The sequence below is a fragment of the Spongiivirga citrea genome (assembly GCF_010671565.1).
In the GTDB taxonomy this organism is placed as follows: domain Bacteria; phylum Bacteroidota; class Bacteroidia; order Flavobacteriales; family Flavobacteriaceae; genus Spongiivirga; species Spongiivirga citrea.
On record NZ_JAABOQ010000003.1, the window covers coordinates 221151 to 247090 of the forward strand.

At 36.6% G+C, this 25940-nt stretch carries 25 protein-coding genes; 12 read left to right on the top strand and 13 right to left on the bottom strand.

Annotated features, from left to right (window positions below; genetic code table 11):
- The first annotated feature begins 7 nt into the window (after nt 1-7).
- Entirely contained in the window at nt 8-580 is a 573-nt protein-coding gene (locus GWK10_RS07640) for a sugar O-acetyltransferase (protein ID WP_164031166.1), read from the top strand.
- A 16-nt stretch (nt 581-596) separates the two neighbouring features.
- Here the strand turns inward: GWK10_RS07640 and GWK10_RS07645 are convergent, their stop codons facing one another.
- Entirely contained in the window at nt 597-1325 is a 729-nt protein-coding gene (locus GWK10_RS07645) for a tetratricopeptide repeat protein (protein WP_164031169.1), read from the bottom strand.
- A gap of 80 nt (nt 1326-1405) precedes the next feature.
- A complete protein-coding gene (locus GWK10_RS07650; RefSeq protein ID WP_164031172.1) occupies nt 1406-1792 on the bottom strand; it encodes a thiol-disulfide oxidoreductase DCC family protein in 387 nt (128 codons plus the stop codon).
- A gap of 218 nt (nt 1793-2010) precedes the next feature.
- On the opposite strand from GWK10_RS07650, the gene katG reads away from it, so the two are divergent.
- Both katG and GWK10_RS07660 read left to right on the top strand, forming a co-directional pair.
- Nucleotides 2011-4233, top strand: coding sequence for a catalase/peroxidase HPI (gene katG / locus GWK10_RS07655; RefSeq protein WP_164031175.1), 2223 nt, complete (start codon nt 2011-2013; stop codon nt 4231-4233).
- Between the two features lie 107 nt (nt 4234-4340).
- On the top strand, nt 4341-4805 hold the full coding sequence (locus GWK10_RS07660; RefSeq protein WP_164031178.1) for an ankyrin repeat domain-containing protein: 465 nt from the start codon (nt 4341-4343) through the stop codon (nt 4803-4805).
- On the opposite strand, the gene GWK10_RS07665 is transcribed toward GWK10_RS07660, so the two are convergent.
- Nucleotides 4802-5317 carry a GNAT family N-acetyltransferase gene (locus GWK10_RS07665; RefSeq protein WP_164031180.1) on the bottom strand — a complete coding sequence of 172 codons (516 nt, stop codon included), beginning with the start codon at nt 5315-5317 and terminating at the stop codon, nt 4802-4804. The genes GWK10_RS07660 and GWK10_RS07665 overlap by 4 nt on opposite strands.
- A 95-nt stretch (nt 5318-5412) precedes the next feature.
- Between GWK10_RS07665 and GWK10_RS07670 the strand changes: the two genes are divergently transcribed.
- Nucleotides 5413-6195 (top strand): amidohydrolase, encoded by a 783-nt coding sequence (locus GWK10_RS07670; protein ID WP_164031183.1) that lies wholly within the window; start codon nt 5413-5415, stop codon nt 6193-6195.
- Here GWK10_RS07670 and GWK10_RS07675 read toward each other — a convergent pair.
- A complete protein-coding gene (locus GWK10_RS07675; RefSeq protein WP_164031187.1) occupies nt 6131-7789 on the bottom strand; it encodes an Ig-like domain-containing protein in 1659 nt (552 codons plus the stop codon). The two genes, GWK10_RS07670 and GWK10_RS07675, sit on opposite strands and share 65 nt — an antisense overlap.
- A gap of 54 nt (nt 7790-7843) precedes the next feature.
- Nucleotides 7844-8305, bottom strand: coding sequence for a ComF family protein (locus tag GWK10_RS18630; protein WP_164031192.1), 462 nt, complete (start codon nt 8303-8305; stop codon nt 7844-7846).
- 278 nt (nt 8306-8583) lie between these two features.
- On the opposite strand from GWK10_RS18630, the gene GWK10_RS07685 reads away from it, so the two are divergent.
- On the top strand, nt 8584-9465 hold the full coding sequence (locus GWK10_RS07685) for a hypothetical protein (RefSeq protein ID WP_164031195.1): 882 nt from the start codon (nt 8584-8586) through the stop codon (nt 9463-9465).
- A gap of 128 nt (nt 9466-9593) precedes the next feature.
- Nucleotides 9594-11135 (top strand): glycine--tRNA ligase, encoded by a 1542-nt coding sequence (locus GWK10_RS07690; protein ID WP_164031199.1) that lies wholly within the window; start codon nt 9594-9596, stop codon nt 11133-11135.
- Between the two features lie 116 nt (nt 11136-11251).
- On the opposite strand, the gene GWK10_RS07695 is transcribed toward GWK10_RS07690, so the two are convergent.
- Both GWK10_RS07695 and GWK10_RS07700 read right to left on the bottom strand, forming a co-directional pair.
- Nucleotides 11252-11788, bottom strand: coding sequence for a DUF3575 domain-containing protein (locus tag GWK10_RS07695; RefSeq protein WP_164031202.1), 537 nt, complete (start codon nt 11786-11788; stop codon nt 11252-11254).
- A gap of 76 nt (nt 11789-11864) precedes the next feature.
- The gene (locus GWK10_RS07700; RefSeq protein ID WP_164031205.1) at nt 11865-12416 is read right to left on the bottom strand and encodes a transporter; all 552 of its coding nucleotides are present in this window, start codon (nt 12414-12416) and stop codon (nt 11865-11867) included.
- Nucleotides 12417-12564: 148 nt separating this feature from the next.
- Here GWK10_RS07700 and GWK10_RS07705 point away from each other — a divergent pair, with 148 nt between their 5' ends.
- From GWK10_RS07705 to GWK10_RS07715, 3 genes are all read left to right on the top strand, one after another.
- Nucleotides 12565-13329: an exodeoxyribonuclease III gene (locus tag GWK10_RS07705; RefSeq protein WP_164031207.1), complete on the top strand. Its 765-nt coding sequence runs from the start codon at nt 12565-12567 to the stop codon at nt 13327-13329.
- Nucleotides 13330-13345: 16 nt separating this feature from the next.
- Nucleotides 13346-14308 carry an OmpA family protein gene (locus tag GWK10_RS07710; protein ID WP_164031211.1) on the top strand — a complete coding sequence of 321 codons (963 nt, stop codon included), beginning with the start codon at nt 13346-13348 and terminating at the stop codon, nt 14306-14308.
- Nucleotides 14309-14421: 113 nt separating this feature from the next.
- On the top strand, nt 14422-15462 hold the full coding sequence (locus tag GWK10_RS07715) for an NADP(H)-dependent aldo-keto reductase (protein ID WP_164031214.1): 1041 nt from the start codon (nt 14422-14424) through the stop codon (nt 15460-15462).
- Between the two features lie 74 nt (nt 15463-15536).
- Here the strand turns inward: GWK10_RS07715 and GWK10_RS07720 are convergent, their stop codons facing one another.
- From GWK10_RS07720 to panC, 6 genes are all read right to left on the bottom strand, one after another.
- On the bottom strand, nt 15537-15863 hold the full coding sequence (locus GWK10_RS07720) for a hypothetical protein (protein ID WP_164031218.1): 327 nt from the start codon (nt 15861-15863) through the stop codon (nt 15537-15539).
- A gap of 460 nt (nt 15864-16323) precedes the next feature.
- Nucleotides 16324-17685 (bottom strand): DNA repair protein RadA, encoded by a 1362-nt coding sequence (gene radA, locus GWK10_RS07725; RefSeq protein WP_164031220.1) that lies wholly within the window; start codon nt 17683-17685, stop codon nt 16324-16326.
- A gap of 77 nt (nt 17686-17762) precedes the next feature.
- Nucleotides 17763-18905 carry an alpha/beta hydrolase gene (locus tag GWK10_RS07730; protein WP_164031223.1) on the bottom strand — a complete coding sequence of 381 codons (1143 nt, stop codon included), beginning with the start codon at nt 18903-18905 and terminating at the stop codon, nt 17763-17765.
- Nucleotides 18906-18980: 75 nt separating this feature from the next.
- A complete protein-coding gene (locus GWK10_RS07735) occupies nt 18981-19961 on the bottom strand; it encodes a lysylphosphatidylglycerol synthase transmembrane domain-containing protein (protein ID WP_164031226.1) in 981 nt (326 codons plus the stop codon).
- A gap of 4 nt (nt 19962-19965) precedes the next feature.
- Entirely contained in the window at nt 19966-20316 is a 351-nt protein-coding gene (panD, locus tag GWK10_RS07740; protein WP_164031229.1) for an aspartate 1-decarboxylase, read from the bottom strand.
- 13 nt (nt 20317-20329) lie between these two features.
- A complete protein-coding gene (gene panC / locus GWK10_RS07745; protein WP_164031232.1) occupies nt 20330-21175 on the bottom strand; it encodes a pantoate--beta-alanine ligase in 846 nt (281 codons plus the stop codon).
- Between the two features lie 107 nt (nt 21176-21282).
- Between panC and GWK10_RS07750 the strand changes: the two genes are divergently transcribed.
- From GWK10_RS07750 to glmS, 3 genes are all read left to right on the top strand, one after another.
- On the top strand, nt 21283-22086 hold the full coding sequence (locus GWK10_RS07750) for a glycogen/starch synthase (RefSeq protein WP_164031235.1): 804 nt from the start codon (nt 21283-21285) through the stop codon (nt 22084-22086).
- 100 nt (nt 22087-22186) lie between these two features.
- The gene (locus tag GWK10_RS07755; protein WP_164031239.1) at nt 22187-23860 is read left to right on the top strand and encodes a DUF4270 domain-containing protein; all 1674 of its coding nucleotides are present in this window, start codon (nt 22187-22189) and stop codon (nt 23858-23860) included.
- Between the two features lie 167 nt (nt 23861-24027).
- Nucleotides 24028-25875: a glutamine--fructose-6-phosphate transaminase (isomerizing) gene (gene glmS / locus GWK10_RS07760; RefSeq protein WP_164031242.1), complete on the top strand. Its 1848-nt coding sequence runs from the start codon at nt 24028-24030 to the stop codon at nt 25873-25875.
- The last annotated feature ends 65 nt before the right edge of the window (nt 25876-25940 follow it).

Sequence of the window (25940 nt, forward strand, 5' to 3'; positions counted from 1 at the left end):
ACACAAAATGACAGAAAAACAAAAAATGCTGAATGGTGATTTTTATGACTCAAGAGATCCTGAGTTACTAAAAATGTACCATCATGCTCGAAAGCTTTTAAAGTCATATAACAATCTCGATTCGAACTTACTGGATGAGCGCAATCAACTTTTAAATGAACTGTTTGAATTTAAAGGTGAGGGCGTTTGGATCGAAGCTCCTTTTTTCTGTGATTATGGAGTGCTTATTTCCATTGGAGAAAACACCTTTGTAAATACCAATTGCATGTTTTTAGATAATAATCAAATCAACATTGGAAAAAACGGATTGATCGGACCCTTTGTTCAAATTTATACAGCTGGTCATCCACTAAAAGCATCTGATAGGATTATCGAAGATAAAAACGGGTCTCATTATTTAACTTCCTCAAAACCGGTAACCATAGGCAATAATGTTTGGATAGGTGGCAACACTGTTATTATGCCTGGGATTACAATAGGTAATAATGTAACAATTGGTGCTGGTAGTGTGGTGACCAAAAATATTCCAAATGATATTTTGGCATTCGGGAACCCTTGCGAAGTAAAACGAGCACTTTAAAAGTTGAGAAGCTAGACTAATCAAGAGACCTCAATAGCTTTCTAGCCTGATCAATCGCCCCACGATTTTCTCGATAACTCTGACGATTCATATGTTCTGACTCCGATACAATTTCTGATAAAATCTCCTTTGCATCCAATTCTTGCTTCTTTTCAAGATAAAAACTAGCCAAGTCTAAGCGTTCTTGGTAATTGCTGTATCGTTTGTCAACGCTTAGTAAGTACTTTTTCGCTTGATCTTTATCACCTTTTTCAGATAAGGCTCTACCAAAATAAAAGGCGGCTTTATCAGAAGAAAACCCTCTGTCAGCAACTATCTTTTTCCCAATCGAAAGCACCTTTTCTTCTTCATTTAAAAAATGTGATACTATCACCAATTTCTCCAACACACTATTATCTTTTGCATGGTAATCGTTCATTGCTTTTTCATACTCCAAGCTAGCCTGAGGGTAATTTCCTTGATCAAAATGTGCATCAGCAAGGTTAACTCGATTTTGAAGTGTATTAGCAAAGTCTACTTTTTTCTGAAGATCGGTAACCCGTTTAGATGGATTAATAACATAAGCTAACCCGTCTTGAACCGACTCGATATCACTTTTTTTAAATACTTGAGTGATCAAATAAATAATCGATCCAACAGCAGGAACAAAGAAAATAACATAGAACCAAAACTGTTCGTTTCGGTTTTTATAACAGTGGTAAATACAAAAGCCTTGTAAGGCAATAATGACGTAATAATAAGGCATCGAAAAATGATGTCGTTAGTTTAACGATGACAATATAACATTTTTATTAAACAGAAATGCCTACTTTTTTCGATACAATTTTACTTAAAATTAATAGTACAACTGCTAGATTGCCCAAACCAATTCACCCGATTTCTAGATGCCATTTTATAAATGCCATCTCGTATCATCCTAGGAATAAATGCTAATAATGCAGCAACCAATTTCCATTTTGGCATTTTTGAAATGATATTTAAGAAACCATCAGAGTGTGTATGAATTCCTTCTTCATCAAACAGAATCACTGTTTCTAGTCTATCTGTTCGATATCCATGCTCCTTCAAAAGCGATTGTCCCTTAGGAGATTGATAGGCAACAAACTCGAAAATGTCATCTGGAGCGAAACGCAATAACCAGCCTACTACGCCATTACACAAATTGCACTCGCCATCGAATATGATGATACTTTTAGTATTTGATAGTTCCATTTTTGTTCTTGTTAAAAAGCTACAAATCAACAGTCGGGACAAATCGACAAACATTTCAAAAAGGATAAAATAAGTTGAATAAATAAACGGATCGGATTTAAATATATACCATAGTTTTAATCTATTAAAAAAAGAATTTTCATAGGTAAAATGTTTGTAATTTAGAGGTTCTTATTAGGCATGACATTCAATTTTCATTAACGCATAAAACCAAAAAAATGAATTCAACAAACATGAACGGAGACGCTAGCCAGTGTCCTTTTTTAAATGGTGAGCTAAACAAAGCGGCAGGAAGTGGGCAAACCAATCGCGATTGGTGGCCAAACCAGCTAAAAACAAATATTTTACGTCAGCATGGCAACAGTCCAAATCCGATGGATGATGACTTTAATTATGCCGAGGCATTCAAATCATTAAATTTAAAAGAAGTCAAGAAAGATATTGAAGAGGTACTAACTACTTCGCAATCATGGTGGCCTGCTGATTATGGACACTATGGCCCATTTATGATTCGACTTGCATGGCATGCTGCGGGTACTTATCGTATTCAAGATGGCCGTGGTGGCGCAGGATCTGGTCAGCAACGTTTTGAGCCACTTAATAGCTGGCCAGACAACGCTAACCTTGATAAAGGCAGATTACTACTTTGGCCTATAAAACAAAAATATGGTCGTAGCTTATCATGGGCCGATTTAATGGTATTAGTTGGAAACGTAGCCTTAGAGTCAATGGGCTTTAAAACCTATGGATTTGCTGGAGGTCGAGAAGATGTGTATCAGGCAGAAGAAGATGTCTATTGGGGATCGGAAGCGGAATGGTTAGGTAATGACGACCGTTATAATAGCGAAGGCGAATTAGAAAACCCACTAGGTGCAGTTCATATGGGATTAATTTATGTAAATCCTGAAGGACCTAATGGAAATCCGGACCCAGTTGCATCGGCAAAAGACATACGAGTGACTTTTGGTCGCATGGCAATGAATGATGAAGAAACAGTTGCTCTAATTGCTGGTGGTCACACTTTTGGTAAAACGCATGGAGCTGCTGATCCTGATAAATATGTTGGTGTAGAACCCGCAGGTGGCGCGCTCGAAGCGCAAACAATGGGATGGATTAACACCTTTGAAAGTGGAAAAGGCGAACACACTATTACCAGTGGTTTAGAAGGTGCTTGGACCACTACTCCAGCAAAATGGGGTCATGACTACTTTAAGCATTTATTTGAATATGAATGGGAGTTAACGAAAAGTCCAGCTGGAGCACACCAATGGAAACCGAAGAACGGCGCAGGTGAAGGTACTGTTCCTGATGCACATGATGCCAATGTAACGCATGCACCTTTTATGCTAACAACAGATTTAGCATTACGCATGGATCCAGCTTACGAAAAAATATCAAGACATTTTTACGAAAACCCAGAGGCGTTTGAGAAAGCGTTTGCAAAAGCTTGGTTTAAGCTTACTCACCGTGATATGGGACCTAAAAATTTATATTTAGGTGAAGAAGTTCCTGCTGAAGATTTAATCTGGCAAGACCCTATTCCAGCATGCAATCATACTCTTGTTGATTCGTCGGATATTGCTGAATTAAAGAAACGCATTTTAGCATCTGGCTTATCGGTTTCATCATTAGTGAGCGCGGCATGGGCAAGCGCTTCAACGTTTAGAAACTCTGATAAACGCGGAGGTGCGAATGGTGCCCGAATCCGATTTGCTCCTCAAAGTTCATGGGAAGTAAATCGACCCGAGCAACTTCAAAAGGTATTGACAACCTTAACTGCAATTCAAACTGAGTTTAACAATGCACAATCGGGCGATAAGCAAATTTCTATTGCAGATATGATTGTATTAGGTGGTGCCGCAGCAATTGAAGAGGCAGCGCAGAATGCTGGTCAAAAAATTACGGTACCATTTACACCAGGTCGTATGGATGCTACCGAAGAAATGACCGATGCATACTCGTTTGAAGCCCTTGAGCCACGTGCTGACGGATTTAGAAATTACCGAAACGCTAGTGCCAAGGCTCCTGCTGAAGAGTTGTTATTGGATCAATCTAATTTGTTAGGACTCAATGCTCCAGAAATGACCGTTTTACTTGGCGGGATGCGTGTGTTGGGAACCAACTGGGATGCTTCAAATACTGGAGTGTTTACAAATAAAGAAGATACCTTGTCAAATGATTTCTTTGTGAATTTATTAGACATGCGCAACAAGTGGAGCGCGGTATCAGGTAATGATAACGCATATACTGGTCACAACCGTATTACGAGCGCTGTAATTGGCACAGCTTCACGAGCTGATTTGGTATTTGGTTCGAATGCAGAATTACGTGCCATCGCCGAAGTTTATGCAAGTGCTGATTCACAGGAAAAATTTGTGAACGACTTTGTAAAAGCTTGGAATAAAGTAATGAACCTAGACCGTTTTGATTTAAAAAGCTAAACGGATTCGTTTATTAACTAAGATTACCACTCTTGAAAAAGAAAAAAGTGATCTTTAAACCTGCAAGGTTATAATCACCTTGCAGGTTTCTTTTATATTTGAATGTTATGAATGCACTTTTTGAAGCAATCCGCAACCAAAATATCGATCAAGTTCGGTCTGTGTTGCAGTCAGATCCTGAACTTTTAAAAACTACCGATCAGAGAGGTTCTACCCCTTTAATTTTAGCTACCTATGTCGATTTATTTGATATTACAAAAGCATTGATCGAGGCTGGTTCCGACGTCAACCAACAAGATGCTTCAGGAAATACCGCATTAATGGGGGTTTGTTTTAAAGGGAATGTTCAAATCGCTTCATTGCTTATAGCTAATGGAGCAGATACTAATAAAATTAATTTCAACGGTGCCACTGCATTAATTTATGCGACTACATTTGCGCAACCAGAAGTGGTAAAACTATTGCTCGAAAATGGCGCAGATAAAAGCATTAAAGATGGCAAAGGAAATACGGCAGCACAACACGCCCAGATGCAAGGCTTATCTGAGATTTGTTCATTGCTAGAAGCTTAAAGATCATAGCGCATTACAAAATCAGTCTGCTTATCATTACCTAGCCAGTAAGGATGACTACCAAATTTTTTGAAGCCATAGCGTTCGTAGAATCGAATGGCATCAGTATTATGTTCCCAAACACCGAGCCAGATCGCTTTCATTTTCTGAGATTTTGCTTTGTCGATAATCTCATTTAATATAATAGTCCCATATCCATTTCCTTGCGCTTGTTTCACTACATATACCCGTTCTAATTCTAATGTGTTTTCAAGATGAAGGTCAGACTGCGCATCTTGTTCATTTACTTTAAAATAGCCGATTATTTCTTCATCTTTTATAACAAAATAAAAAGCTGTTGAAGGGTTTATTAATTGACTTTTGATAGCATTTAGTGAGAATGCTGTATCTACATAGGCTTTAAAATCTTCTGGATTGTTGTGTTTCTCAAATGCATCGATAAAGGTTTCTTCTGACAATTCTCTTAGCTTATGAAGATCGCCTAAATCGCATTTTTTAAATTGAAGTTGCATAGTCAAAGGTTAAAAAAACAAATCTCAAATTCCAAATCCAATGCACGGACTGACAGCAAAATGATCAGATATAATTTTTAGGTATTTTTATAGATATGAATACTGAATTAAAAGTAAGCCTTATTCAAACTAGTTTAGTTTGGGGAAACCCTATTCAAAACAGGATTAATTTGGAACAAAAAATAAGAACGATTAATGAAAAAACAGATATCGTAATCTTACCTGAAATGTTTACAACTGGTTTTAGCATGAATCCTGATAGTTTGGCTGAAAACATGAATGGAATTACCATCGATTGGATGACTAAACTTGCTAATGAATTAGATATAGCGATTACTGGTAGCATTATTATCGAGGAAAATAACTTGTTTAGAAATCGACTGATTTTTGTTACGCCCGAAGGAAAAATACAGCACTACGACAAGCGTCATACATTTACATTAGCTGGTGAACACGAGGTTTATGAAGCTGGTAAAGAGAAGTTAGTTTTTGACTATTTAGGTTGGAAAATATGCCCACTTATTTGCTACGATTTACGCTTTCCTGTTTGGGCACGCAATGCAGAAAACTATGATCTTTTATTATACGTTGCCAACTGGCCAAAGCCAAGAATAAATGCATGGGATACTTTACTAAAAGCCCGAGCAATTGAAAATATGAGTTATTGTATTGGCGTAAATCGAGTTGGTCTCGATGCGAATGCATTAGAATATTCTGGTCATTCCGCTTGTTATGATGTTCTCGGAAATAAGATTAGCACAATACCAGCTAACAAAGAATTTATTGAAACAGTAACCTTATCAAAAACTCATATTAAAGACTATCGTTCTCGACTTCAATTTCTGCAGGATCAGGATAGGTTTTCGGTGTCATTGTAAGGTCTTGCGTAATATCCCAGTTCGCTCTGATTTCTAATGCAGTAGGGTTGTAAATGATTCGTTCTGGCTGAATTCCCTTTAAATAATTCCCCGTATCCCACTCACCATTTCCGTTAGTGTCATAAATAATTCTGATGTAGTAAGTAGCCGGATCTAATTGCTCAAAGTAATAAGAAGGTGCTTCTTCTGGCACCAGAAGCTCATCAACAACTTCTTCTTTCTCATTAGTAACTTGAACAATAATAGGATAGCTCTCAACCTCCTGTAATGTGACTTTCAAGGTACCATAATCTGCCAATTTTTTTGTTCCGAGACTAAAAAGAATCGTATCGTTCTCTTCTCCAAAAAAATCGGTTACTGTTCCGGGAAACAATGTTAGCTGATAACCTTTTTCAAATTCTTTTTCAAAATCGATATCAATCTGGTTGTTTATCGAATCAATTTTGGCTTGATACGGAATAGCGACAGAATCTCGATCAAAAAAGGTGATTTTTGTGGTATCTAAAGATACTAAGGGTGTATTTGCGCTAATAAAAAACGGCTTTTTAAGTGATAGTGTTCTACCTTGATTAGGTTGAAGTACCAGCGTATCTTTTCCTAACTCTTTAAAAAACAAGGTTTGTACAATAGTTGTATCAGCCGACGGTAACTCAAACTGAATGGAATCTTTAGGTGCACCTTTAAACCAATAAAACAAACTATCTCTTACCGGATCGGAAGTAATGCGATAATCAAATGTATCTGCTACTTTAGTAAGTAGTTTAATATTCATTTTTTCTTTCGGCCCTTGATATCCAAAAATAATTCGGTTACCAGATATTAATGAAGGAGTTGTTGCTCTAAAAGGCAATTTCTCTTTAAATAGGGTTACTAAATACAAAGAATCAGTGGGGATTGTAATTTCTTCGCTTATAAAACCGATCTTATCATCTCTAGGTTCATATAAATTATTTGAAGCGTCATCTTTTAAAGCTAACAAGCGATATTTGCCAGCCTTAAGATTCGATAATTCGAAGGTGATCGTACTATCTAAAGTATTCGTAATATAATTTGGCACCTTGTTATAGACTATCGAGTCATTGTAAGTAGAATCTATTTCATACAACATAACGGAGACAAACTGGTCGGGATCTTTTTTCAAAGCATCCTGTACCATCCCGCCAAGGGTTAAAGAATCGATATAATCGCCTGTAGAAAATACGTACTTGTAAAACTCATAAGGATTCTCTTCATTGTTGTCGACAATACTTTGACCAAAATTAAATACGTAGGTGGTGTTTGCTTTTAAGGTATCGTTTATTTTAATCTCGACATACTTACGTGGACTTCCCTGTGGTGATAACTCAGCAGGATTTTTTAAAGGCGGTGAAACAATGAGTTGCTTTTGAACATCTTTCAACTTAATAAGCTCATCAAAATAAATCCGAATGCGATCCCCCTTAAAATTAACAGTGCCATTTGGTGGGTCTTCTCGTTCAACAAGAGGTGGCTCTTCATCTTTAGGTCCGCCTTCAACATTACCTATTTTTGCACAACTCAGAATAGTAATAAAAGCAACTATTACAGCGGAAATAAAAGAAAATCGATGTTTCATAGATTTGTGACTACCCTGCAAAATAACAACTTTTTTAAGTGTGGTTTTTAAAAATTATTCGGTTACAGCCAAAGTAACAATACTAATTGTAGTGCCAGGTATTTTTAGCAAAATATTAGCGCAAGCTTCCAGCGTTGCACCTGTGGTTATAACATCATCAACCAATAAAATATGTTTCCCTTTCAAGTTTTTCTCATCGATTACAGCAAAAGCATTTTGCAATCGCTGCCAACGGTCACCTCTACTTCTAAAAACTTGTCTGCTCGTATTTTTTGTTCTTTTGAAACTAGTCTCATCAAATACTATGTCTAATTTTTCGCCTAAAGCTCTAGAAAATGTGGTGACTTGATTATAACCTCGTTGTTTTAGGCGCTTTTTATGAAGAGGTACAGGAATAATGACGTCAACATCCTTAAAAACACCATCTTCCCTTAAAATAGTACCATACCAATTGCCAAAAAAAGTGCCCACTTGTTGTTGGCCTTTATACTTTAATTGATGGATAATTTGTTGCACAATACCCTTTTTATGAAATAATACGAAAGAGTTGGCGTTTGTTATGGAAGCACGCCCGCTAAACAACCGCTTAACCGAGTTCTCTTTTTCTAAATGAAAATTAGTAATCGGCAGCTCATGCCGGCATGTCACACATAAAATTTGATCGTTTACTGAAAGTTTTTGCTTACAACCAGCGCATACAGATGGAATAAAGACACTAATGATATTATTTAATATATTTACCAAAACCCCCAGTATATTTTGCCTAATGTTCTTATAAAAATAGGACTTTATCAATGAACCAGAAGAAAGATAATAAATGGCAATTATTTTTAATTCTATTAATGGCAATGGCCGTTGTTGGATTAACAGTTCTATCTTACTTTAATCATGTTGAAAGTAAGAAAAAGCTATCTTTTGCTGAAAATGAAAAAGAGACTTTCAAAAAAGAGCTTAATGATATGATTAAGCAAAATGAAAATCTTGAAGTGGAAAATAGTGCAATGGCTAAGGAAATAGCCGATACAAAGGCGCAAATGGTTTCGCTGTTGGACTCAATTAATAATCTAGGGTCAAACTATAGCGAAATTCGGGAATACCGTAAGCAAATACGAGATTTGCGAAGGGAAAATCGAGTTATTGCACTTCAAAGAGATTCTTTACAACGTATTAACATACAACTAGCAAACCAATTAAAACAACGTGATCAACGTATTGCTAGTGAGCAGACAAAAAATGCCGCTTTACAACGTGACAATCAAGCCTTAACGAGCCGTATTGCGAAAGGATCGACAATGCAAATAGATGACGTGGCGTCTAAAGCATTTTGGTTAAAAACACCAGGTCAACTTTCGCAAACTACACTATCGGAAAAGACTGATGTCATGGAAACATGTTTTACCATATTACCAAACAATCTTTTAGAAAAAGGAGATAAAGAATTATTCTTTCAAATTGTAGCACCTAACGGTCAAGTTATTAACCCGACTTTTGAAACAGTGGTGAAAGGAAAAACATTGGTTTTCAGCAAAAAACGTGTAGTAAACTTCACCAACAAAACGCTTAAAGTGTGCGATAGCTTTAACTTAAGCAATGCCACAATGGACAATGGCACGTACCAAATAAAGGTTTTCTTTAATGAAGAATTGGTTGGCGCAACTATGTTGGCTTTGCAGTAAACATCATGTAAATTTCTGCGCCCATATTCTCAAGGCATTTTGCTTATTATTTCTTTCTTATACCGTAACTCCCAACAAAAAACAAGCACTAAGCTTTCCCATTTTCTAAATTGAATTATTTTTGCGCCATGGCAAATCAAGAAGATCAATTTAAGAAGGTAATTTCGCACGCAAAGGAGTACGGATATGTGTTTCAGTCGAGTGAAATATATGATGGGTTAAGTGCCGTTTATGACTATGCGCAAAACGGAGCTCAACTTAAAAAAAATATACGCGAATACTGGTGGAAAGCCATGGTGCAAATGCACGAAAATATTGTGGGTATTGACGCTTCCATTTTCATGCATCCAACCACTTGGAAAGCTTCTGGCCATGTTGATGCTTTTAACGATCCTTTAATTGATAATAAAGATTCGAAAAAGCGCTATCGTGCCGACGTATTAATCGAAGATTATGTTGGGAAACTCGATACAAAAATTGAAAAAGAAGTAAAAAAAGCAGCTAAGCGTTTTGGCGATTCGTTTGATAAAGAACAATTTATTGCGACAAACCCAAGAGTTTTAGGTTATAAAGAAAAAGGTGATGCCATTTTGAAAAGAATGGGGCAATCGCTGGAAAAAGAAGACCTAGCTGACGTAAAAGCACTCATTGAAGAATTAGAGATCGCTTGTCCGCTTTCAGGTTCTAAAAATTGGACTGATGTTAAACAGTTCAACCTAATGTTTGGCACTAAACTGGGAGCCTCTGCTGAAAGTGCAATGGATTTATATCTGCGGCCTGAAACGGCGCAAGGTATATTTGTTAATTTCCTAAATGTGCAAAAAACGGGACGTATGAAAATTCCGTTTGGTATTGCCCAAACTGGAAAGGCTTTTAGAAATGAGATTGTGGCCCGTCAATTCATTTTCCGTATGCGTGAATTCGAACAGATGGAAATGCAATTTTTCGTGAAGCCAGGCACACAAAAAGAATGGTATGAGCAGTGGAAAGAAACCCGATTAAAATGGCATTTGTCATTGGGAATGGGTGAAGATAACTATCGTTTTCACGATCACGAAAAACTAGCTCATTATGCTGATGCTGCCTCTGATATTGAGTTTAGATTCCCGTTCGGCTTCAAAGAATTAGAAGGTATTCATAGCCGCACTGATTTTGATTTAAAAAGCCATGAGGAATTTTCTGGAAAGAAATTGCGCTACTTCGATCACGAAGACAACGAAAGTTATATTCCATATGTAGTAGAAACTTCAATAGGTTTAGATCGTATGTTCCTTGCCGTATTCTCTAATTCGCTAGAAGAAGAAGCCTTAGAAAATAACACCACTAGAACAGTTTTAAAATTACCAGCGGTATTAGCACCTACAAAAGCAGCAGTTTTTCCTTTAGTTAAAAAAGATGGATTACCTGAGATTGCAAGAGAGATTATCGAAGACCTTAAATGGGATTTTGATGTGCTTTATGACGAAAAAGATGCTGTTGGAAAACGCTATCGCCGTCAAGATGCTGCAGGTACACCATTTTGCATTACTGTAGATCACGATACCAAAGAAGACAATACCGTTACGATTCGTCATCGAGATACTATGGAACAAAAACGTGTTCCTATTTCCGAATTAAAATCGATTATTGCTGCAGAGGTAAGCGTGAAGAATTGGCTTCAGAAAATGTAGTTTCAGTCTTTAATTAGGATCTTTTTTTCTAAAAACAAAAAATATTGGTCCCCTCTCCTTGGGGAGAGGGTTAGGGAGAGGGGTTTGACCATTTCAATTTAGCATTAGTCTCTTACCTAAAAACGCAGCCCAATCTTTATTCCCCCTTTACCAACAATTTCAAAGTCATCATCGCCATCGGTATTGAAGAGGTTTCTTCCTACTCCAGCATAGATTTCGGCGATAAAATTTCTTGTAGTTATAAATTTTGCTCCAAGTCCAACTCCAATTGCAAAATCGGTCTTGGTTTCAAAAGTACTTGAGCCTATAAAAGTGACATCATCGAATGTGTAATTCTCATTTTCAACAGAGTTAAGCATTCCAAAGCCTTCTACAAAGAAACCCGCCGCTCGCTTTTTACCAAAATACCATCGATAGTAAGGAGAAATATAATAATTGATGTCAACATCTTCATCGATCGGCAAAAAAGCGGATACCCCAACAGCTGATTCCTCATTCAAAATATATTCATATTCAACTTCCAAAGCACCAATCACTAAAAAAAGTGCATTTAATTTTAGCTCACTATTCTTTAAACTAACGTCTGGTTCATCCTGAGAAAATACAGGTAAGCTCAAAAAAGCGAGCACAAATAATAGAATTGATTTCTTCATTTAAATTTGTTTAGGTTACTGCTCTTAGATGAAAAAAATAAGAAAGGTTGCTTTTCAATCTGATTTTATATCAGGTCTAAAATCTAAATCCGACCGAAATACCACCTTTTCCAACGAAAGCGTCCTGCAGACTTTCTTGAGTTAAATTTCGGCCCAAAGCAGCATTTACGTCTAAAGAAAAATTACTGCTTCTGGTAAGTAGCTTAAAACCGATCCCGAAACCTAAGGCAAACGTATTAAAATCTTGATTTATTCTGGGCATATCAACTATGACGTCTTCCGAAAGTGTTCCCGTATAGTAAAGCCCAAAAGCCTCTGCATAAACCCCGTTTGCATAGCGCTTTCCAAAATATACTCTAAAATTTGGGCCAATACCGAACTTACCTAAGGCATCGCTACTATCACCATCGTAGTAAGCTGTAGCACCAATACTAGATTCGGAGTTTATAAAATACTCATATGCAGCCTCTATTGTTCCATCAACAATAAACCAACCAACATTTAATTTAAACTCGTTAGGATAACTAGTGTTAGGACTTCCTTGAGCAAAGCTAGCTGAACAAGCGAGTAACAATAACGAAAAACGCAATAGCACTTTGTGAAGTTTTTTGATTGGCGATGATTTCATTTTTTTGGTTTTGATATCGGAAAATTACTAAACATACAACCTCATTTTTTGCCGAATTTCAATAGTTATTAAAAGAGTTTTTAAGATAAATTTTTAAAAGTCATAAAATAGTAATCATTACTTTAGTCCATATCAAATTATCGCTAAAATGAATATTATTTCTTACAACGTAAACGGCATACGTGCCGCCCTAAATAAAGGTTTTATCGACTGGCTTCAATCTGCAAATCCTGATATAATTTGTATACAAGAAACCAAGGCAATGGTTGACCAAGTTGATACTGCTATTATTGAGAATGCTGGTTATAAATATCATTATTGGTTTAGCGCTCAGAAAAAAGGATATAGTGGTGTTGCCATTTTTTGTAAAAATGAACCCGATCATATTGAGTACGGTACTGGTATTGATTATATGGATTTTGAAGGCAGAAATCTTCGGGTTGATTTTGGTGATTTATCTGTGATGAGTATGTATTTACCAAGTGGGTCGAATGTTGAGCGAATTGATTTCAAACTAAAATACATGGCCGATTTTCATAAATACGCCAACAAGTTGAGAGAGACACGACCTAATTTAATTGTGTGCGGTGATTATAACATTTGTCATGAGGCTATTGATATTCATGATCCTGTAAGAAATAAGAATGTATCAGGATTTTTACCAGTAGAGCGCGAATGGATCGGGAATTTCATCAATAGTGGTTTTATTGATACGTTTCGTCATTTTAATAAAGAACCTCATAATTATAGCTGGTGGAGCTACCGTGCAAATTCAAGAGCCAATAACAAAGGATGGCGTCTTGATTATGCAATGGCATCGCAACCACTACAAGAAAAATTAAAACGCGCCGTTATACTAAGCGAAGCGGTGCACTCCGACCACTGTCCTATTTTAGTTGAAGTGGATCATTAATTTTTTAAAAGAACATATGATTAAGAAAATTGCCATTTTGTTGTTTATTCCCATCTTTTTAAACTCTTGCGTATCAGCAAAAGTTTTTAAAGAATTAGAAGATAAATATGCCGATCTTAAGAGCGAGCATGAATCGCTAGTCGATGATTATGCCAACTTGCAAGCTGAGAAAAATAAGCTGCAAAATGAATTTGCTTCACTAGAGAAGTTATACAAAACATCTGAAGACAAGAAAAATGCTTTAGAACGCGATTATGTCGGACTCAAATCAAAATACGATAAGCTTAATGATTCATATGCAGCCTTAGAGAAAAACAGCAGTGCATCAATCGCTGCAAACGCTAAAAAGAATCGAGAATTATTAGCACAATTAGAAGCCAAAGAAGCAGCTTTAGCCGCTGAAAATGCTCGACTTGAAAAGCTACAGAAAGAGTTGAATGCACGATCTAATCGCATTAACGAATTAGAAAGTGTTATTGCTAGCAAAGATGCTGCCATGAAAAAGTTAAAAGATGCTATTTCTAGAGCATTGCTCGATTTTGAAGGCAAAGGATTAACAGTCGAACAACGTGACGGAAAAGTCTACGTATCGATGGAAAACAAACTGTTGTTTCAATCTGGTAGCTGGGCTGTGGGCTCTGAGGGACAGCGTGCGGTGAATGCATTAGGAACAGTACTTGCTAAGAATCCTGACATTTCTGTACTTATTGAAGGGCATACTGATAATGCACCCTATTCAGGCAACGGCAATATAAAAGACAATTGGGATCTTTCAACAAAACGTGCAACTTCTATTGTTGCTATTTTGAGACAAAATAGACAGATTAAACCAGAAAACTTAACAGCCGCTGGTCGTGGTGAGTATTCTCCTATTGCACCGAATACAACTGCGGAAGGAAAGTCAAAAAACAGACGAATTGAAGTGATTTTAACTCCTAAGTTAGATGAAGTGACTAAGTTGTTGAATGAGGTGGAATAACTGTTGAAGCCACAACATTTTCAGCATGGAATGTGCACTTATATAAAATCATAATTCAGTAATTTTACATATATCAAAAATCCCATTTAGTTGGGATTTTTTAATGCTATAAAATGAAATATACTACACTACCCAATACCAAAATTGAAGTAAGCAAAATTTGTTTAGGCACCATGACTTGGGGCGAGCAGAATACAGAAGCAGAAGGCCACGATCAAATGGATTATGCAGTTGAGCAAGGCATTAACTTTTTTGATACAGCAGAGTTATATTCAGTTCCTGCTAGAGCCGAAACATATGGTGCGACTGAAAAGATTATAGGAACATGGTTTAAGAAAACAGGCAAAAGAGAAGAAATTATACTTGCTTCAAAAATAGCTGGCCCAGGACCCTATACATCTCATATTCGTACAACAGGTTTTACACCAGAATCATTACACGATGCTGTAAATGGCAGTCTTGAAAGATTACAAACTGATTACATCGACCTGTATCAAATACACTGGCCTGATCGCAATACTAATTTCTTTGGTAAGCGAGGTCATGTACACGATGAAAATGAACAATGGGAAGATAATATCAACCAAATATTATCCACATTAGATGAGATTATCAAATCGGGTAAGGTCCGGCGCATTGGTTTATCTAACGAAACACCTTGGGGAATTATGAGATATTTGCAAGAAAGTAAAATTCATAATTTACCAAAAATCAGTACTGTTCAAAATCCGTATTCATTATTAAATCGTGCATACGAAGTTGGTAATGCTGAGGTTTCCATGAGAGAAAATGTAGGGTTATTGCCTTACTCTCCTTTGGCTTCGGGCACATTAAGTGGCAAATACATCGGTGGTAAGAAACCAGAAGGCGCTCGTGGTACGCTATTTCCTAATTTTGTACTGCGTTATGGTAGTGACCCATCAAAAGAAGCTATACGACTATATGCAGAATTAGCATCAAAACATGGACTTTCCCTAGCCCAAATGTCATTGGCATATATAAATACTAGGCCTTTTGTAACTAGCAATATTATTGGCGCTACCACTTTAGATCAGCTTAAAGAAAATATCGACAGTATTAATGTCGATTTAAGTGATGATGTTTTAAAAGGTATTGAAGCTATTCATAGTCAAATCCCAGATCCAGCACCGTGATAAGCCTTCGATTTAAATATATGAAAAAGCCAATTCTATTAAGAATTGGCTTTTCTTTTAAATAATTAATTAGTTTAAACAATAAATCGCAAAACAACGCTATATACCTCTTTCGAATTTTCAACATAAATCGCAAGATTCTTATCGTCTAAGCGCTTCTTTACATATTCTGCTAATTTCTCATTTTCAGATTTTGACGAAACCACATCCAGTTTGCCATTTTTGGTCACCATGAACTTCAACTGAACTTTTGTTTCTTTATAAATGGTCATTGATGGTTCATCTAATAACCTTACAATCTGATTTTGCAATACCTTTACAGGAACTTCTGCAGGTATTGAGGCTCCAAATGCATTTACACTAAATGCTAATACTGATAATAATAAAGCTACTCTTTTCATGTCTTTTTGTTTTTAATTAGACTTTGAGTTACACTTCAAAATTATTAGCATATGTTCGCGATGACAAGGGTTTAAGGTTACCAAAACGTCAAATGAACAAGCCTAAATGTTAATGCTCAAAACCATGAAAAAAGTGCAGATTCCATTTTTTATATCTCGTTTTTTTGAAGGATCAATTTTTCGGCAATCGATATTATTATTCTAGCAAAATCGGAAAAATCTTATTAAAATTGTATTTTTCCCAATGTTAACTTAACGTTACCAGATTATATTATCTTCATCGTATTTTTCAATTTCCTGCATATTTTTCATCAAAATATCAAAAAGTGAAATTTTGTTGAATTTTATTCAATCTTATTTCGTTCGACAATTTTTGAATTTTCCAACGAAAGTAGAAAAACAGGATAGATGTCATTCCTGTTGAACTCCAAAAAGATATGATCGTCAAAAAGAAAAGAAACTACCCAAACAACCAACTCACAACATCTTCAATCTTAGCGACTTTGATGATTTCGATTTGAGGATTTTTTAGAGAGAGTTTGCAATATTTAGAAATAAAGATCTTTGTAAAGCCGAGTTTTTCAGCCTCCAGAATACGCTGTTCTACTCGGTTTACTGGCCTTATCTCTCCGGAAAGTCCGACCTCAGCCGCAAAACAAACATCTTTTTCAACTGGAATATCTTCATTGCTTGAAAGAATTGCAGCGACCACTGCCAAATCAATTGCTGGGTCATCAACACTGATACCTCCGGTGATGTTTAAAAATACATCCTTAGCTCCTAGTCGGAAGCCAGCGCGTTTTTCGAGTACTGCCAACAACATGTTTAATCGCTTAGCATTATAGCCGGTTGTACTTCGTTGTGGTGTGCCATATACTGCAGTACTAACTAAAGCCTGAATTTCGATCATCAGCGGTCGCATTCCCTCGAGGGTTGCCGCAATTGCATTACCACTTAATTCTTCATCTTTTTTGCTAATAAGGATTTCACTAGGATTGCTCACTTCTCGTAAACCAGCACCTAACATCTCGTAAATTCCCAATTCAGCAGTACTCCCAAATCGATTCTTTAATGCACGTAAAATGCGATATACATGGTTGCGATCGCCTTCAAACTGAAGTACGGTATCGACCATATGTTCTAATATTTTCGGACCAGCAATATTACCATCTTTGGTGATATGGCCTATTAATACTACAGGAGTAGATGTTTCCTTGGCGAATTTCATTAATTCGGCAGTCGTTTCACGAATCTGAGAAATACTCCCAGCTGATGATTCAATATAATCCGAATGCAGCGTTTGAATGGAATCGATGATCACAATATCCGGTTCTACCTCTTCAATCTGCCGGAAAATGTTTTGTGTTTTGGTCTCGGTTAAAATGTAGCAGTTCTCAGCATTAGGATGAATGCGTTCTGCCCTCATTTTAATTTGTTTCTGACTTTCTTCACCAGAAACATATAAGGTTTTATATGGTAATTTTAACGAGATTTGAAGCAGTAATGTACTTTTACCAATACCAGGTTCGCCACCTAACAAAATCATACTTCCTGGTACTATTCCACCACCAAGCACCCTGTTAAATTCAGAATTACCTGTATTCATGCGCGCCTCTTTGGCCGTGTCAATCTCATTTATTTTCAATGGTTTTGAAACGCGCTTGGCAGGTGATTGTGGTGTTTTCCAATCAGATTTTTCCACTTTTTGAACCACTTCCTCCACCACTGTATTCCACTGCTTACAGCTAGAACATTGTCCTTGCCATTTTGGAAATTGCGATCCGCAGTTTTGACAGAAAAAGGTAGTTTTTACTTTAGCCATTTACAGGTTCCTTATTTAAAACCCGAAATGTACGAAAGTTGGAATTTGAAATTTCAAAAAACAGAAATTTTCATTCATTAATATCCAAAATCAGCTTTTAAGGCCTCCATGCGTTCAAGGACTAAGTCTTTGGTCATAAAGTCAATCTCAGGTGATGCAAAAGCTTTTTCGTAGGTTCGCAATGCTTTTTTTGGTTCGCCAGAAAGCTCGTGAAACTCCGCTTCGAAAAAATGGCCTAACATGGTTTCAGGATATTCATTTAGACCAAGTACACCTAACTTCTGAAGCGATTCTAAATCTTCCTTCTTTTTAGCGGCAGCATAGATTGCCATAATATCGTTCATGGTTGTTTGCTTTCTAAAACCGAAGAAAGTCTCGATATCATTATATTTTTTATCCAAGTAACTAAATACATCCGAATCCATTTTGGCAATATTCTCCCGATACTCTTTAACCGTAATTGGTTTGTACATCCCAAAAATTTGATCCATCGCACTGGCAATTCCATAGCCAGAAACGGCATTTTCAGTCGCGTTGGCAAACTCATCAAAATAAAAACTCAAATTCTCGTTAGTACTTGTTTTTAGTTTTTCGTTGAGGGCTTTAATCGCTTTTCGTCCTCGTTTATCGTCATTTTCGCTAGTCGCTAAGTAGTAAAAACGTCTTTTTTCGGTGCTGTTCAATTTGTCTGCCAAACGCTCCTCCATAAAAGGAGCAAATTTTGGAGCTAAACTCACATAAGCATCAAACATAGGATCCTCCTTGAACAAGTAATAATTTAAAAAAGCAGCCGTACGATCATGACCAATAATCATCTTAAAATTAGCTGTCTTATATCCTTTAGCTATGTAAGGAACTAGCTCCATAGCAACAAACTCAAAAAATGAAGCACCACGTTCTTCAGGCAAACCACTATCTGCATTAAATTTTGTGTCACCAATGCGAACGTCTTCTTGTTCGATTCCTACAACAATAGCTTCCGGCATTTCCTCCCAATAACTATATAGTTTTGTATTAGAAACGGTTAGATCAAAAAGATATTCGCCGTCTAAAACAATGATTAATGGATATGTCTTTTTATCTTCTGCTGAGTAGCTTTCTGGAACGTAAATACTAATATTACGTGTTTCGCCCATCTTGTACGAATTGAATTCTTCATTAAGCACTTGGGCATTGATCGATGTAGAACACACCAATAGAAGTAAAAGTAATTTTTTCATGATAAATAGGTTAGTATCTGCTTTCAAGATAGGTATAAATGAATAAAAGAGGCAAGAATCGCAGTTATACAGGTTTTAACTTTCGTTTTTCTGCTTGTTTTTTCTGTTGTAAAACGGAAGAATAAGAAATGAAACGCCCCCGAAAATCAGGATCATTATAAACTGTGCGGTCCAAACTATCCAACCAAAAGCTGCACCATCAGTTTCAGCAATTCCGTAAAGAAGAAGAATCTTACCGATTACAAATGGATACCAGCCTACACCGCCATTAGTAAATGCAATAGTAAAACTGCCAACAACAAACGCCGATATAAGAATAGGAAAATTTATATGAGAGGTCTCTGGCAATGCAAAAATGCAGACGTAAAACATTAACAAGTACATCACCCAAATGAAAATAGTATGAAAAATAAATCCCCATTTATTCTTCATTTTAAGAATGCTAAAAATTCCTTCTTTAATGCCAATCAAAAAGGTCTTTATTTTTTTGCTTATTGCATTATTAGAGTACCGAAAGAAAAGAATGGTCACTACAACAAAAACAACTAAGGATACCAAAGCAAATATCAGTTTTTCCTGAGGAAGACTATCAATAATGTAGGCACTTAAAATATCAAATTGTGATAAGAGCGCAATTAGTACAAGTGCTCCCAAAATAACAAGATCAGCAACCCTTTCAGCAATGATAGTACCAAATGCCTTATCAAAGGGAACTCCTTCATATTTTTTGACAACTAAGGCACGGGATACTTCTCCTGATCGAGGAATAAACATGTTCATTAAATACGCGATTCCAACGGCCATGATATTATTTGGCACTTTCGGACGATAACCCAATGGCTCCAGCATATAATTCCAGCGGTATGCCCTAGAAAAATGACTTAATAAGGCAAAAACAATGCTTAATAAAACCCACCCATAATTGGCACTTTTAAAATTCTCTTTTATGGTGATAAGTTCTTCTGGTGTGAACTTATTATACGAATACCAAATAAGAAATATCCCTAAGCCTAAGGGCAAGATAATCTGTAAGGCTTTAGAGAGTTTTGGGTTCAAGCTTTTAGTTTAACTTGTTGTTGGCTTCGTTAGGAAAAACAAGTGATGGCTTAAAGCTTTTAGCTTCCTCAATATCCATCATTCCGTAACAAATTAAGATTAGTATATCTCCGACTGCTACTTTTCTTGCAGCCGCACCATTTAGAGTGATTTCTCCACTATTTCGTGGACCAGGAATTGCATAAGTCTCTAATCGTTCTCCATTGTTATTGTTAACGATCTGTACTTTTTCTCCTTCGATAATATTCGCAGCATCCATTAAATCCTCATCGATGGTAATACTACCGATATAATTTAGGTCGGCACCGGTAACTTTTACGCGGTGAATTTTTGATTTAACTACAGTTACTTGCATGGGGCAAAGTTAATTAATTTAGGGCTAGATTGTCTATTAGTCGTACGTCATTTGCATACACTGCAATAAAGGCTCGATATTTTTTGTTTTTTGTTTTTCTTTTAACACTTTTTAATGTCAAAACCTCAGCGATCTTGAAGTATTCTAACGTTAAAAACGAATGTCTTTCGAATTGTTTCGTCACCCATTCTACTACTGTATTAGCACTTTCTGTGCCAAATTTCGCCTTTGCCTGTTGTAGTGTTTTATAAATAAATGCAGATTTTTGCTTCTCTTCTTCGGTAAGCCTTTTGTTTCTTGAACTCATCGCCAATCCGCTATCCTCCCTGCTAATTGGACAGCCAACAATTTCTACCGAAATTTTGTGTTTTTTTACCAGTTTTCTAACTATCTGTAATTGCTGAAAATCTTTCTCTCCAAAATAAGCGTAATCCGGTTTTACGATTTCGAGCAGTCGTTTTACCACGGTTCCCACACCATCAAAATGACCTGTTCTAAACTCTCCTTCCATTTCATTTTCTAAGCCATCAAAATCGAAATTTTGAGAAGAAACGGAGTCCTCATATACGTCATTTGGAGCTGGAGCATACACAATTACATGTTTTTTTAAACTTTTTATCAGTTTAACATCATCATCCAGAGTTCTTGGATATTTAACCAAATCATTAGGGTTGTCAAACTGCGTGGGATTCACAAAAACGCTTACAACAGTAAGCTCATTTTGTTTTGTAGATTGCTGAATAAGAGATAGATGCCCATCATGCAAAGCACCCATTGTCGGAACCAAACCAACTGATTGCTTGTTGTCCCGCTGTTGACTAATATATTTATTTAGTGTTGCTTTTTCGGTAAAAACCATTCTATCTTTAAAAATAATCAGCTTGCAAACATAGTATTTTGCCGTTAATCTGCATAATTTTCGTAATTTTGCGTGTTTTTTAAAATAACCTAACAGAAGCGTGTTTTATGACGAATAAAAGGGTATTGTACGTGTCATCGGAAGTGGTGCCATATTTACCAGAAACAGAAATATCATCGATGTCTTTTGAGGCACCAAAAATGGTAAATGATAGAGGGGGACAAATACGAATATTCATGCCACGTTTTGGCAATATTAATGAAAGAAGACACCAACTACATGAGGTTATTCGACTTTCAGGAATGAATTTGGTTATTAATGATATGGATATGCCATTAATCATTAAGGTGGCCTCTATCCCTAAGGAGCGTATGCAAGTATATTTTATTGACAATGAAGAATACTTTAAACGCAAAGCAACCTTGACTGATGAGGATGGAAATTTGTTTCCTGATAATGACGAGCGCGCTATCTTTTTTGCAAAAGGCGTTGTCGAAACGGTTAAAAAACTAAACTGGGCTCCAGATATTATTCACGTTAATGGGTGGATGGCTTCATTACTACCATTATATCTTAAGAAGTACTACGGCGATGAGCCTTTATTTGCCGAAAGTAAGATCGTAACATCAGTATACCAACAAGATTTTGACGCAACTCTTGATCCTAAAATGCTGGACAAAGTGAAGTTCGACAATGTTGAAGGTGCTGATGCACTTGAGACTCCTTCATATGTTAACATAATGAAAGTGGCAGTTGATCATTCTGACGCTGTGGTTATTGCAAGTGAAAACCTGCCAAACGACCTACAAAGTCATATAGATCAACTAGATAAGCCAATACTTCCTTTTGTTTCAAAAGAAGAATTTGCTGATGCTTACACGGAGTTTTATCAAACAAAAGTTTTAAGCTAGTTTTAAGAGGACCTTAGCTTTTCTATCTTATCAAAAAAGCTACATTTGTCCGCAAAGCATGTATTTCTCAAGCTAAATTCTGAATAAAACAACGATGTCAATGAAGCGATTAGTCAACGCCGGTTCTGCCTTTTTTACTTTTACCTTGATTTTGGCATTTGCCGGATCTTGTACACAAGAATTCAACACTATCGGTGCTGATGTTATTGGTGGCGGTGATTTTAATGTAGAACAAACCGTAATAGACGACATTTTTTTAACAAACACAAAGCTTGGTCCCGTGAGAAGTAATTTTCTACCCCTATATCAATTGGGCAGTAGAGAAGATGCAATTTTTGGTAGAAGAACGGCTTCAGTTGCAGCGCAATTACGACTGGTCTCGGCAAACGGTACAAATTACAATCCAACTTTTGGTAATTTCACTCAAGATGTTGAAGATACAAATGCAGCTGATGGCGACGACCTCACGCTCGCAGATAACGAACGTGTAGTAAACGCCTATTTAGACATTCCTTTTTTTAGCACCGTTGTAAGCACGGAGGATGAAGAGAACACATACGAACTGGATTCTCTTTTCGGAAATCGAGATGCTACCTTTAATATGAAAGTTGAGGAGCTTACCTTCTTTTTAAGAAGCCTAGATCCTGACAACAATTTTCAACAAGTACAGCAATATTATACTTCTATTGGCATGACAGGAGATGGGAATCCAACTCCTAATTTTGCAGATTTTACTGGAACAGTTCTTTTTGATGGTGTAACTTCTATAAGTGATGAAGAAATTGACGTAATCAATGTGCAACCAGATGACGAAGGAAATCCTGTAACCGATGAGCGGTTATCACCAAGAATTAGAGTGCCACTTGATTCTCTTTTCATTCAAGAACGAATTTTAAATGCTGAGGGAACTAGTGTTTTATCGACTGATAGTGAATTCACTGATTACTTAAGAGGTATATATATCACAACATCGAATGTTGACAATTTATTAATGCTATTAGACTTTGCGAACGCCAATATTCGCATCGAGTATGAATTTGATGAAGTAGACACCAACAACACTGTAGATGACCCGAGTGACGATACGATTGTAGTTGATCAAGATACTTTTTTAATTCCACTAAATGGGAATGTAATCAATATTTTAGAGGATGATCCATTACCAATAACAATAAGTGACGCTTTAGCTAACACTGACGCCCCAGAAAATTTATTTATTCGAGGAGGCCAGGGAATTATGACAGAGGTTAAATTGTTTGATGAAGGCGAATCCTCTGACGTACTTGATCAAATTAAAGCCAACAATTGGCTTATTAATCAGGCTAATCTCATTTTTTATGTAGATGAAGCGGCTTCAGCTAATACAACTTTGCCAAACAGATTGTATTTGTATGATCTGGAAAATGAAACAGCTTTGTTTGATTATCTTATTGATCCTACAAGCTCGAGCGCAGCATCTGAACGTGATGAATCTAGAAGTGTTTATGGTGGGATTTTGGATGAAACAGCTGATGACGGACCTTTATATCGATTTAGCATTACTTCTCATTTAAGTAACATAATTAGAAGAGATTCAACCAATGTTAAATTAGGACTCTCCCTAACTTCTGATATTAATAATATCAATGTTTCAAGACCCCTGTTAGACTCAGATATTTCTACTCCAGAAGCTGCTGTCATCAGTCCGTTTGGTGTTGTCCTTCATGGCAATAGCCCAACTGTTCCAGAAAACAAACGTACTAAGCTTGAAGTATTTTTTAGCGAAATAGATTAACCTCTTCATTTTAAAAAAGGTAATTTTACCAAAGGTGCAATAACGATAATGAATGCCTCCTTGTCGAGTTTTTTTCAGCTCGCAAGTTAAATAGGTCAATTTCGCAGCACAATTAATCATTTTCTTTTTGCTCATCGCATTAGGAATCAAATCTTATTTATATACATATGTGTGGTATTGTTGGTTATATAGGTCATAGAGACGCATATCCTATTATTGTTAATGGCTTAAAACGGTTAGAGTATCGGGGTTATGACAGTGCCGGTATAGCCCTATACGACGGCAAGGACGTACAGCTTTCCAAAACAAAAGGAAAAGTAGCCGATCTTGAAAACCGTGTAAAAAAAGAAATTGCTACTAACGGAAATCTTGGTATAGGACACACACGCTGGGCAACACATGGCGTACCAAACGATGTAAACTCACATCCACACTATTCTAACTCCGGTGATCTTGTGATTATTCACAATGGGATTATTGAAAACTATGATTCCATTAAAAAAGAATTGATTAAACGTGGTTACACCTTTAAATCGGATACTGATACTGAAGTATTGATTAACCTTATTGAGGATATTAAGAAAAACGAAAAGGTAAAGCTTGGTAAAGCGGTGCAAATTGCCCTGAACGAAGTGATCGGCGCATATGCGATTGCCGTTTTTGACAAGACAAAACCAAATGAAATTGTAGTGGCGCGTTTAGGAAGTCCGCTTGCAATAGGTGTTGGCGAGGATGAATTTTTCATTGCTTCTGATGCCACGCCGTTTATTGAATTTACCAAAAATGCTATTTACTTAGAAGACGAAGAGTTGGCCGTTGTTCGACTTGGTAAAAAAGTGAAGGTTCGTAAAATAAAAGATGACAAATTAGTCGATCCATATATTCAAGAGCTTCGTCTAAATATCGAACAAATAGAAAAAGGTGGCTATGACCACTTCATGTTAAAAGAGATTTACGAGCAGCCGAAGGCTATCCGGGACACCTATAGAGGTCGATTATTAAGAGAACAAGGCCTAATTAAAATGGCAGGTGTTGAAGATAACATGAAGAAGTTCTTAAATGCTGACCGTATTCTTATTGTGGCCTGTGGTACGTCATGGCATGCTGGATTGGTAGCTGAGTATGTGTTTGAAAGCTTTGCTAGAGTTCCTGTTGAAGTTGAATATGCTTCAGAATTTAGATATCGCGATCCTATTATAACCGATAAAGATGTCCTAATAGCTATATCACAATCTGGTGAAACTGCTGATACACTAGCCGCTATTAAACTGGCTAAATCAAAAGGTGCATTCGTATTCGGAGTTTGTAATGTGGTAGGATCTTCTATTTCAAGAGAAACTCATGCCGGTGCTTACACTCATGCTGGACCAGAAATTGGGGTGGCATCGACAAAAGCATTTACCACACAAATAACGGTATTGACTTTAATTGCATTAAGACTAGCAAGAGCAAAAGGCACCATGACCAGTTCAGAATACCGAACTCATTTATTAGAACTAGAGCTTATTCCTGAAAAAGTTGAAAGAGCACTTGAGTCTGACTCCACAATAAAAGAGATTGCAGCAATATATAAGGATTCTCCTAATTGTTTGTACCTAGGTAGAGGTTATAATTTTCCTGTAGCACTTGAAGGGGCCTTAAAACTTAAGGAAATTTCTTACATACATGCTGAAGGATATCCTGCAGCAGAAATGAAACATGGACCAATTGCGTTGATTGATGAGCAGATGCCGGTGGTTGTTATTGCTACCAGAAAAGGTCATTATGAAAAAGTGGTGAGTAATATTCAAGAAATCAAGTCTAGAAAAGGAAAAATTATCGGAATTGTTTTTGAAGGCGACACCGAAGTTAAAGGGTTAGCAGATCATGTTATTGAGATTCCCGAAACTGAAGAAGCTCTTTCTCCGTTACTGACAACCATACCATTACAATTACTATCGTATCATATTGCCGTTATGCGTGATTGTAATGTTGACCAACCGCGTAACCTTGCTAAATCCGTAACTGTAGAGTAAGTTTTTATCAAATGCATTAATTTCTTAACGTTATATTAGGCTTTTGGCAAAAAAGTGTATATTGG

Excerpts from the sequence above, each read along its gene's own strand:
- GWK10_RS07640 (WP_164031166.1), top strand. The coding sequence starts at position 8 with ATGACAGAAAAACAAAAAATGCTGAATGGTGATTTTTATGACTCAAGA.
- GWK10_RS07645 (WP_164031169.1), bottom strand. The coding sequence starts at position 1,325 with ATGCCTTATTATTACGTCATTATTGCCTTACAAGGCTTTTGTATTTAC.
- GWK10_RS07650 (WP_164031172.1), bottom strand. The coding sequence starts at position 1,792 with ATGGAACTATCAAATACTAAAAGTATCATCATATTCGATGGCGAGTGC.
- katG (WP_164031175.1), top strand. The coding sequence starts at position 2,011 with ATGAATTCAACAAACATGAACGGAGACGCTAGCCAGTGTCCTTTTTTA.
- GWK10_RS07660 (WP_164031178.1), top strand. The coding sequence starts at position 4,341 with ATGAATGCACTTTTTGAAGCAATCCGCAACCAAAATATCGATCAAGTT.
- GWK10_RS07665 (WP_164031180.1), bottom strand. The coding sequence starts at position 5,317 with ATGCAACTTCAATTTAAAAAATGCGATTTAGGCGATCTTCATAAGCTA.
- GWK10_RS07670 (WP_164031183.1), top strand. The coding sequence starts at position 5,413 with ATGAATACTGAATTAAAAGTAAGCCTTATTCAAACTAGTTTAGTTTGG.
- GWK10_RS07675 (WP_164031187.1), bottom strand. The coding sequence starts at position 7,789 with ATGAAACATCGATTTTCTTTTATTTCCGCTGTAATAGTTGCTTTTATT.
- GWK10_RS07685 (WP_164031195.1), top strand. The coding sequence starts at position 8,584 with ATGAACCAGAAGAAAGATAATAAATGGCAATTATTTTTAATTCTATTA.
- GWK10_RS07690 (WP_164031199.1), top strand. The coding sequence starts at position 9,594 with ATGGCAAATCAAGAAGATCAATTTAAGAAGGTAATTTCGCACGCAAAG.
- GWK10_RS07695 (WP_164031202.1), bottom strand. The coding sequence starts at position 11,788 with ATGAAGAAATCAATTCTATTATTTGTGCTCGCTTTTTTGAGCTTACCT.
- GWK10_RS07700 (WP_164031205.1), bottom strand. The coding sequence starts at position 12,416 with ATGAAATCATCGCCAATCAAAAAACTTCACAAAGTGCTATTGCGTTTT.
- GWK10_RS07705 (WP_164031207.1), top strand. The coding sequence starts at position 12,565 with ATGAATATTATTTCTTACAACGTAAACGGCATACGTGCCGCCCTAAAT.
- GWK10_RS07710 (WP_164031211.1), top strand. The coding sequence starts at position 13,346 with ATGATTAAGAAAATTGCCATTTTGTTGTTTATTCCCATCTTTTTAAAC.
- GWK10_RS07715 (WP_164031214.1), top strand. The coding sequence starts at position 14,422 with ATGAAATATACTACACTACCCAATACCAAAATTGAAGTAAGCAAAATT.
- GWK10_RS07720 (WP_164031218.1), bottom strand. The coding sequence starts at position 15,863 with ATGAAAAGAGTAGCTTTATTATTATCAGTATTAGCATTTAGTGTAAAT.
- radA (WP_164031220.1), bottom strand. The coding sequence starts at position 17,685 with ATGGCTAAAGTAAAAACTACCTTTTTCTGTCAAAACTGCGGATCGCAA.
- GWK10_RS07730 (WP_164031223.1), bottom strand. The coding sequence starts at position 18,905 with ATGAAAAAATTACTTTTACTTCTATTGGTGTGTTCTACATCGATCAAT.
- panD (WP_164031229.1), bottom strand. The coding sequence starts at position 20,316 with ATGCAAGTAACTGTAGTTAAATCAAAAATTCACCGCGTAAAAGTTACC.
- panC (WP_164031232.1), bottom strand. The coding sequence starts at position 21,175 with ATGGTTTTTACCGAAAAAGCAACACTAAATAAATATATTAGTCAACAG.
- GWK10_RS07750 (WP_164031235.1), top strand. The coding sequence starts at position 21,283 with ATGACGAATAAAAGGGTATTGTACGTGTCATCGGAAGTGGTGCCATAT.
- GWK10_RS07755 (WP_164031239.1), top strand. The coding sequence starts at position 22,187 with ATGAAGCGATTAGTCAACGCCGGTTCTGCCTTTTTTACTTTTACCTTG.
- glmS (WP_164031242.1), top strand. The coding sequence starts at position 24,028 with ATGTGTGGTATTGTTGGTTATATAGGTCATAGAGACGCATATCCTATT.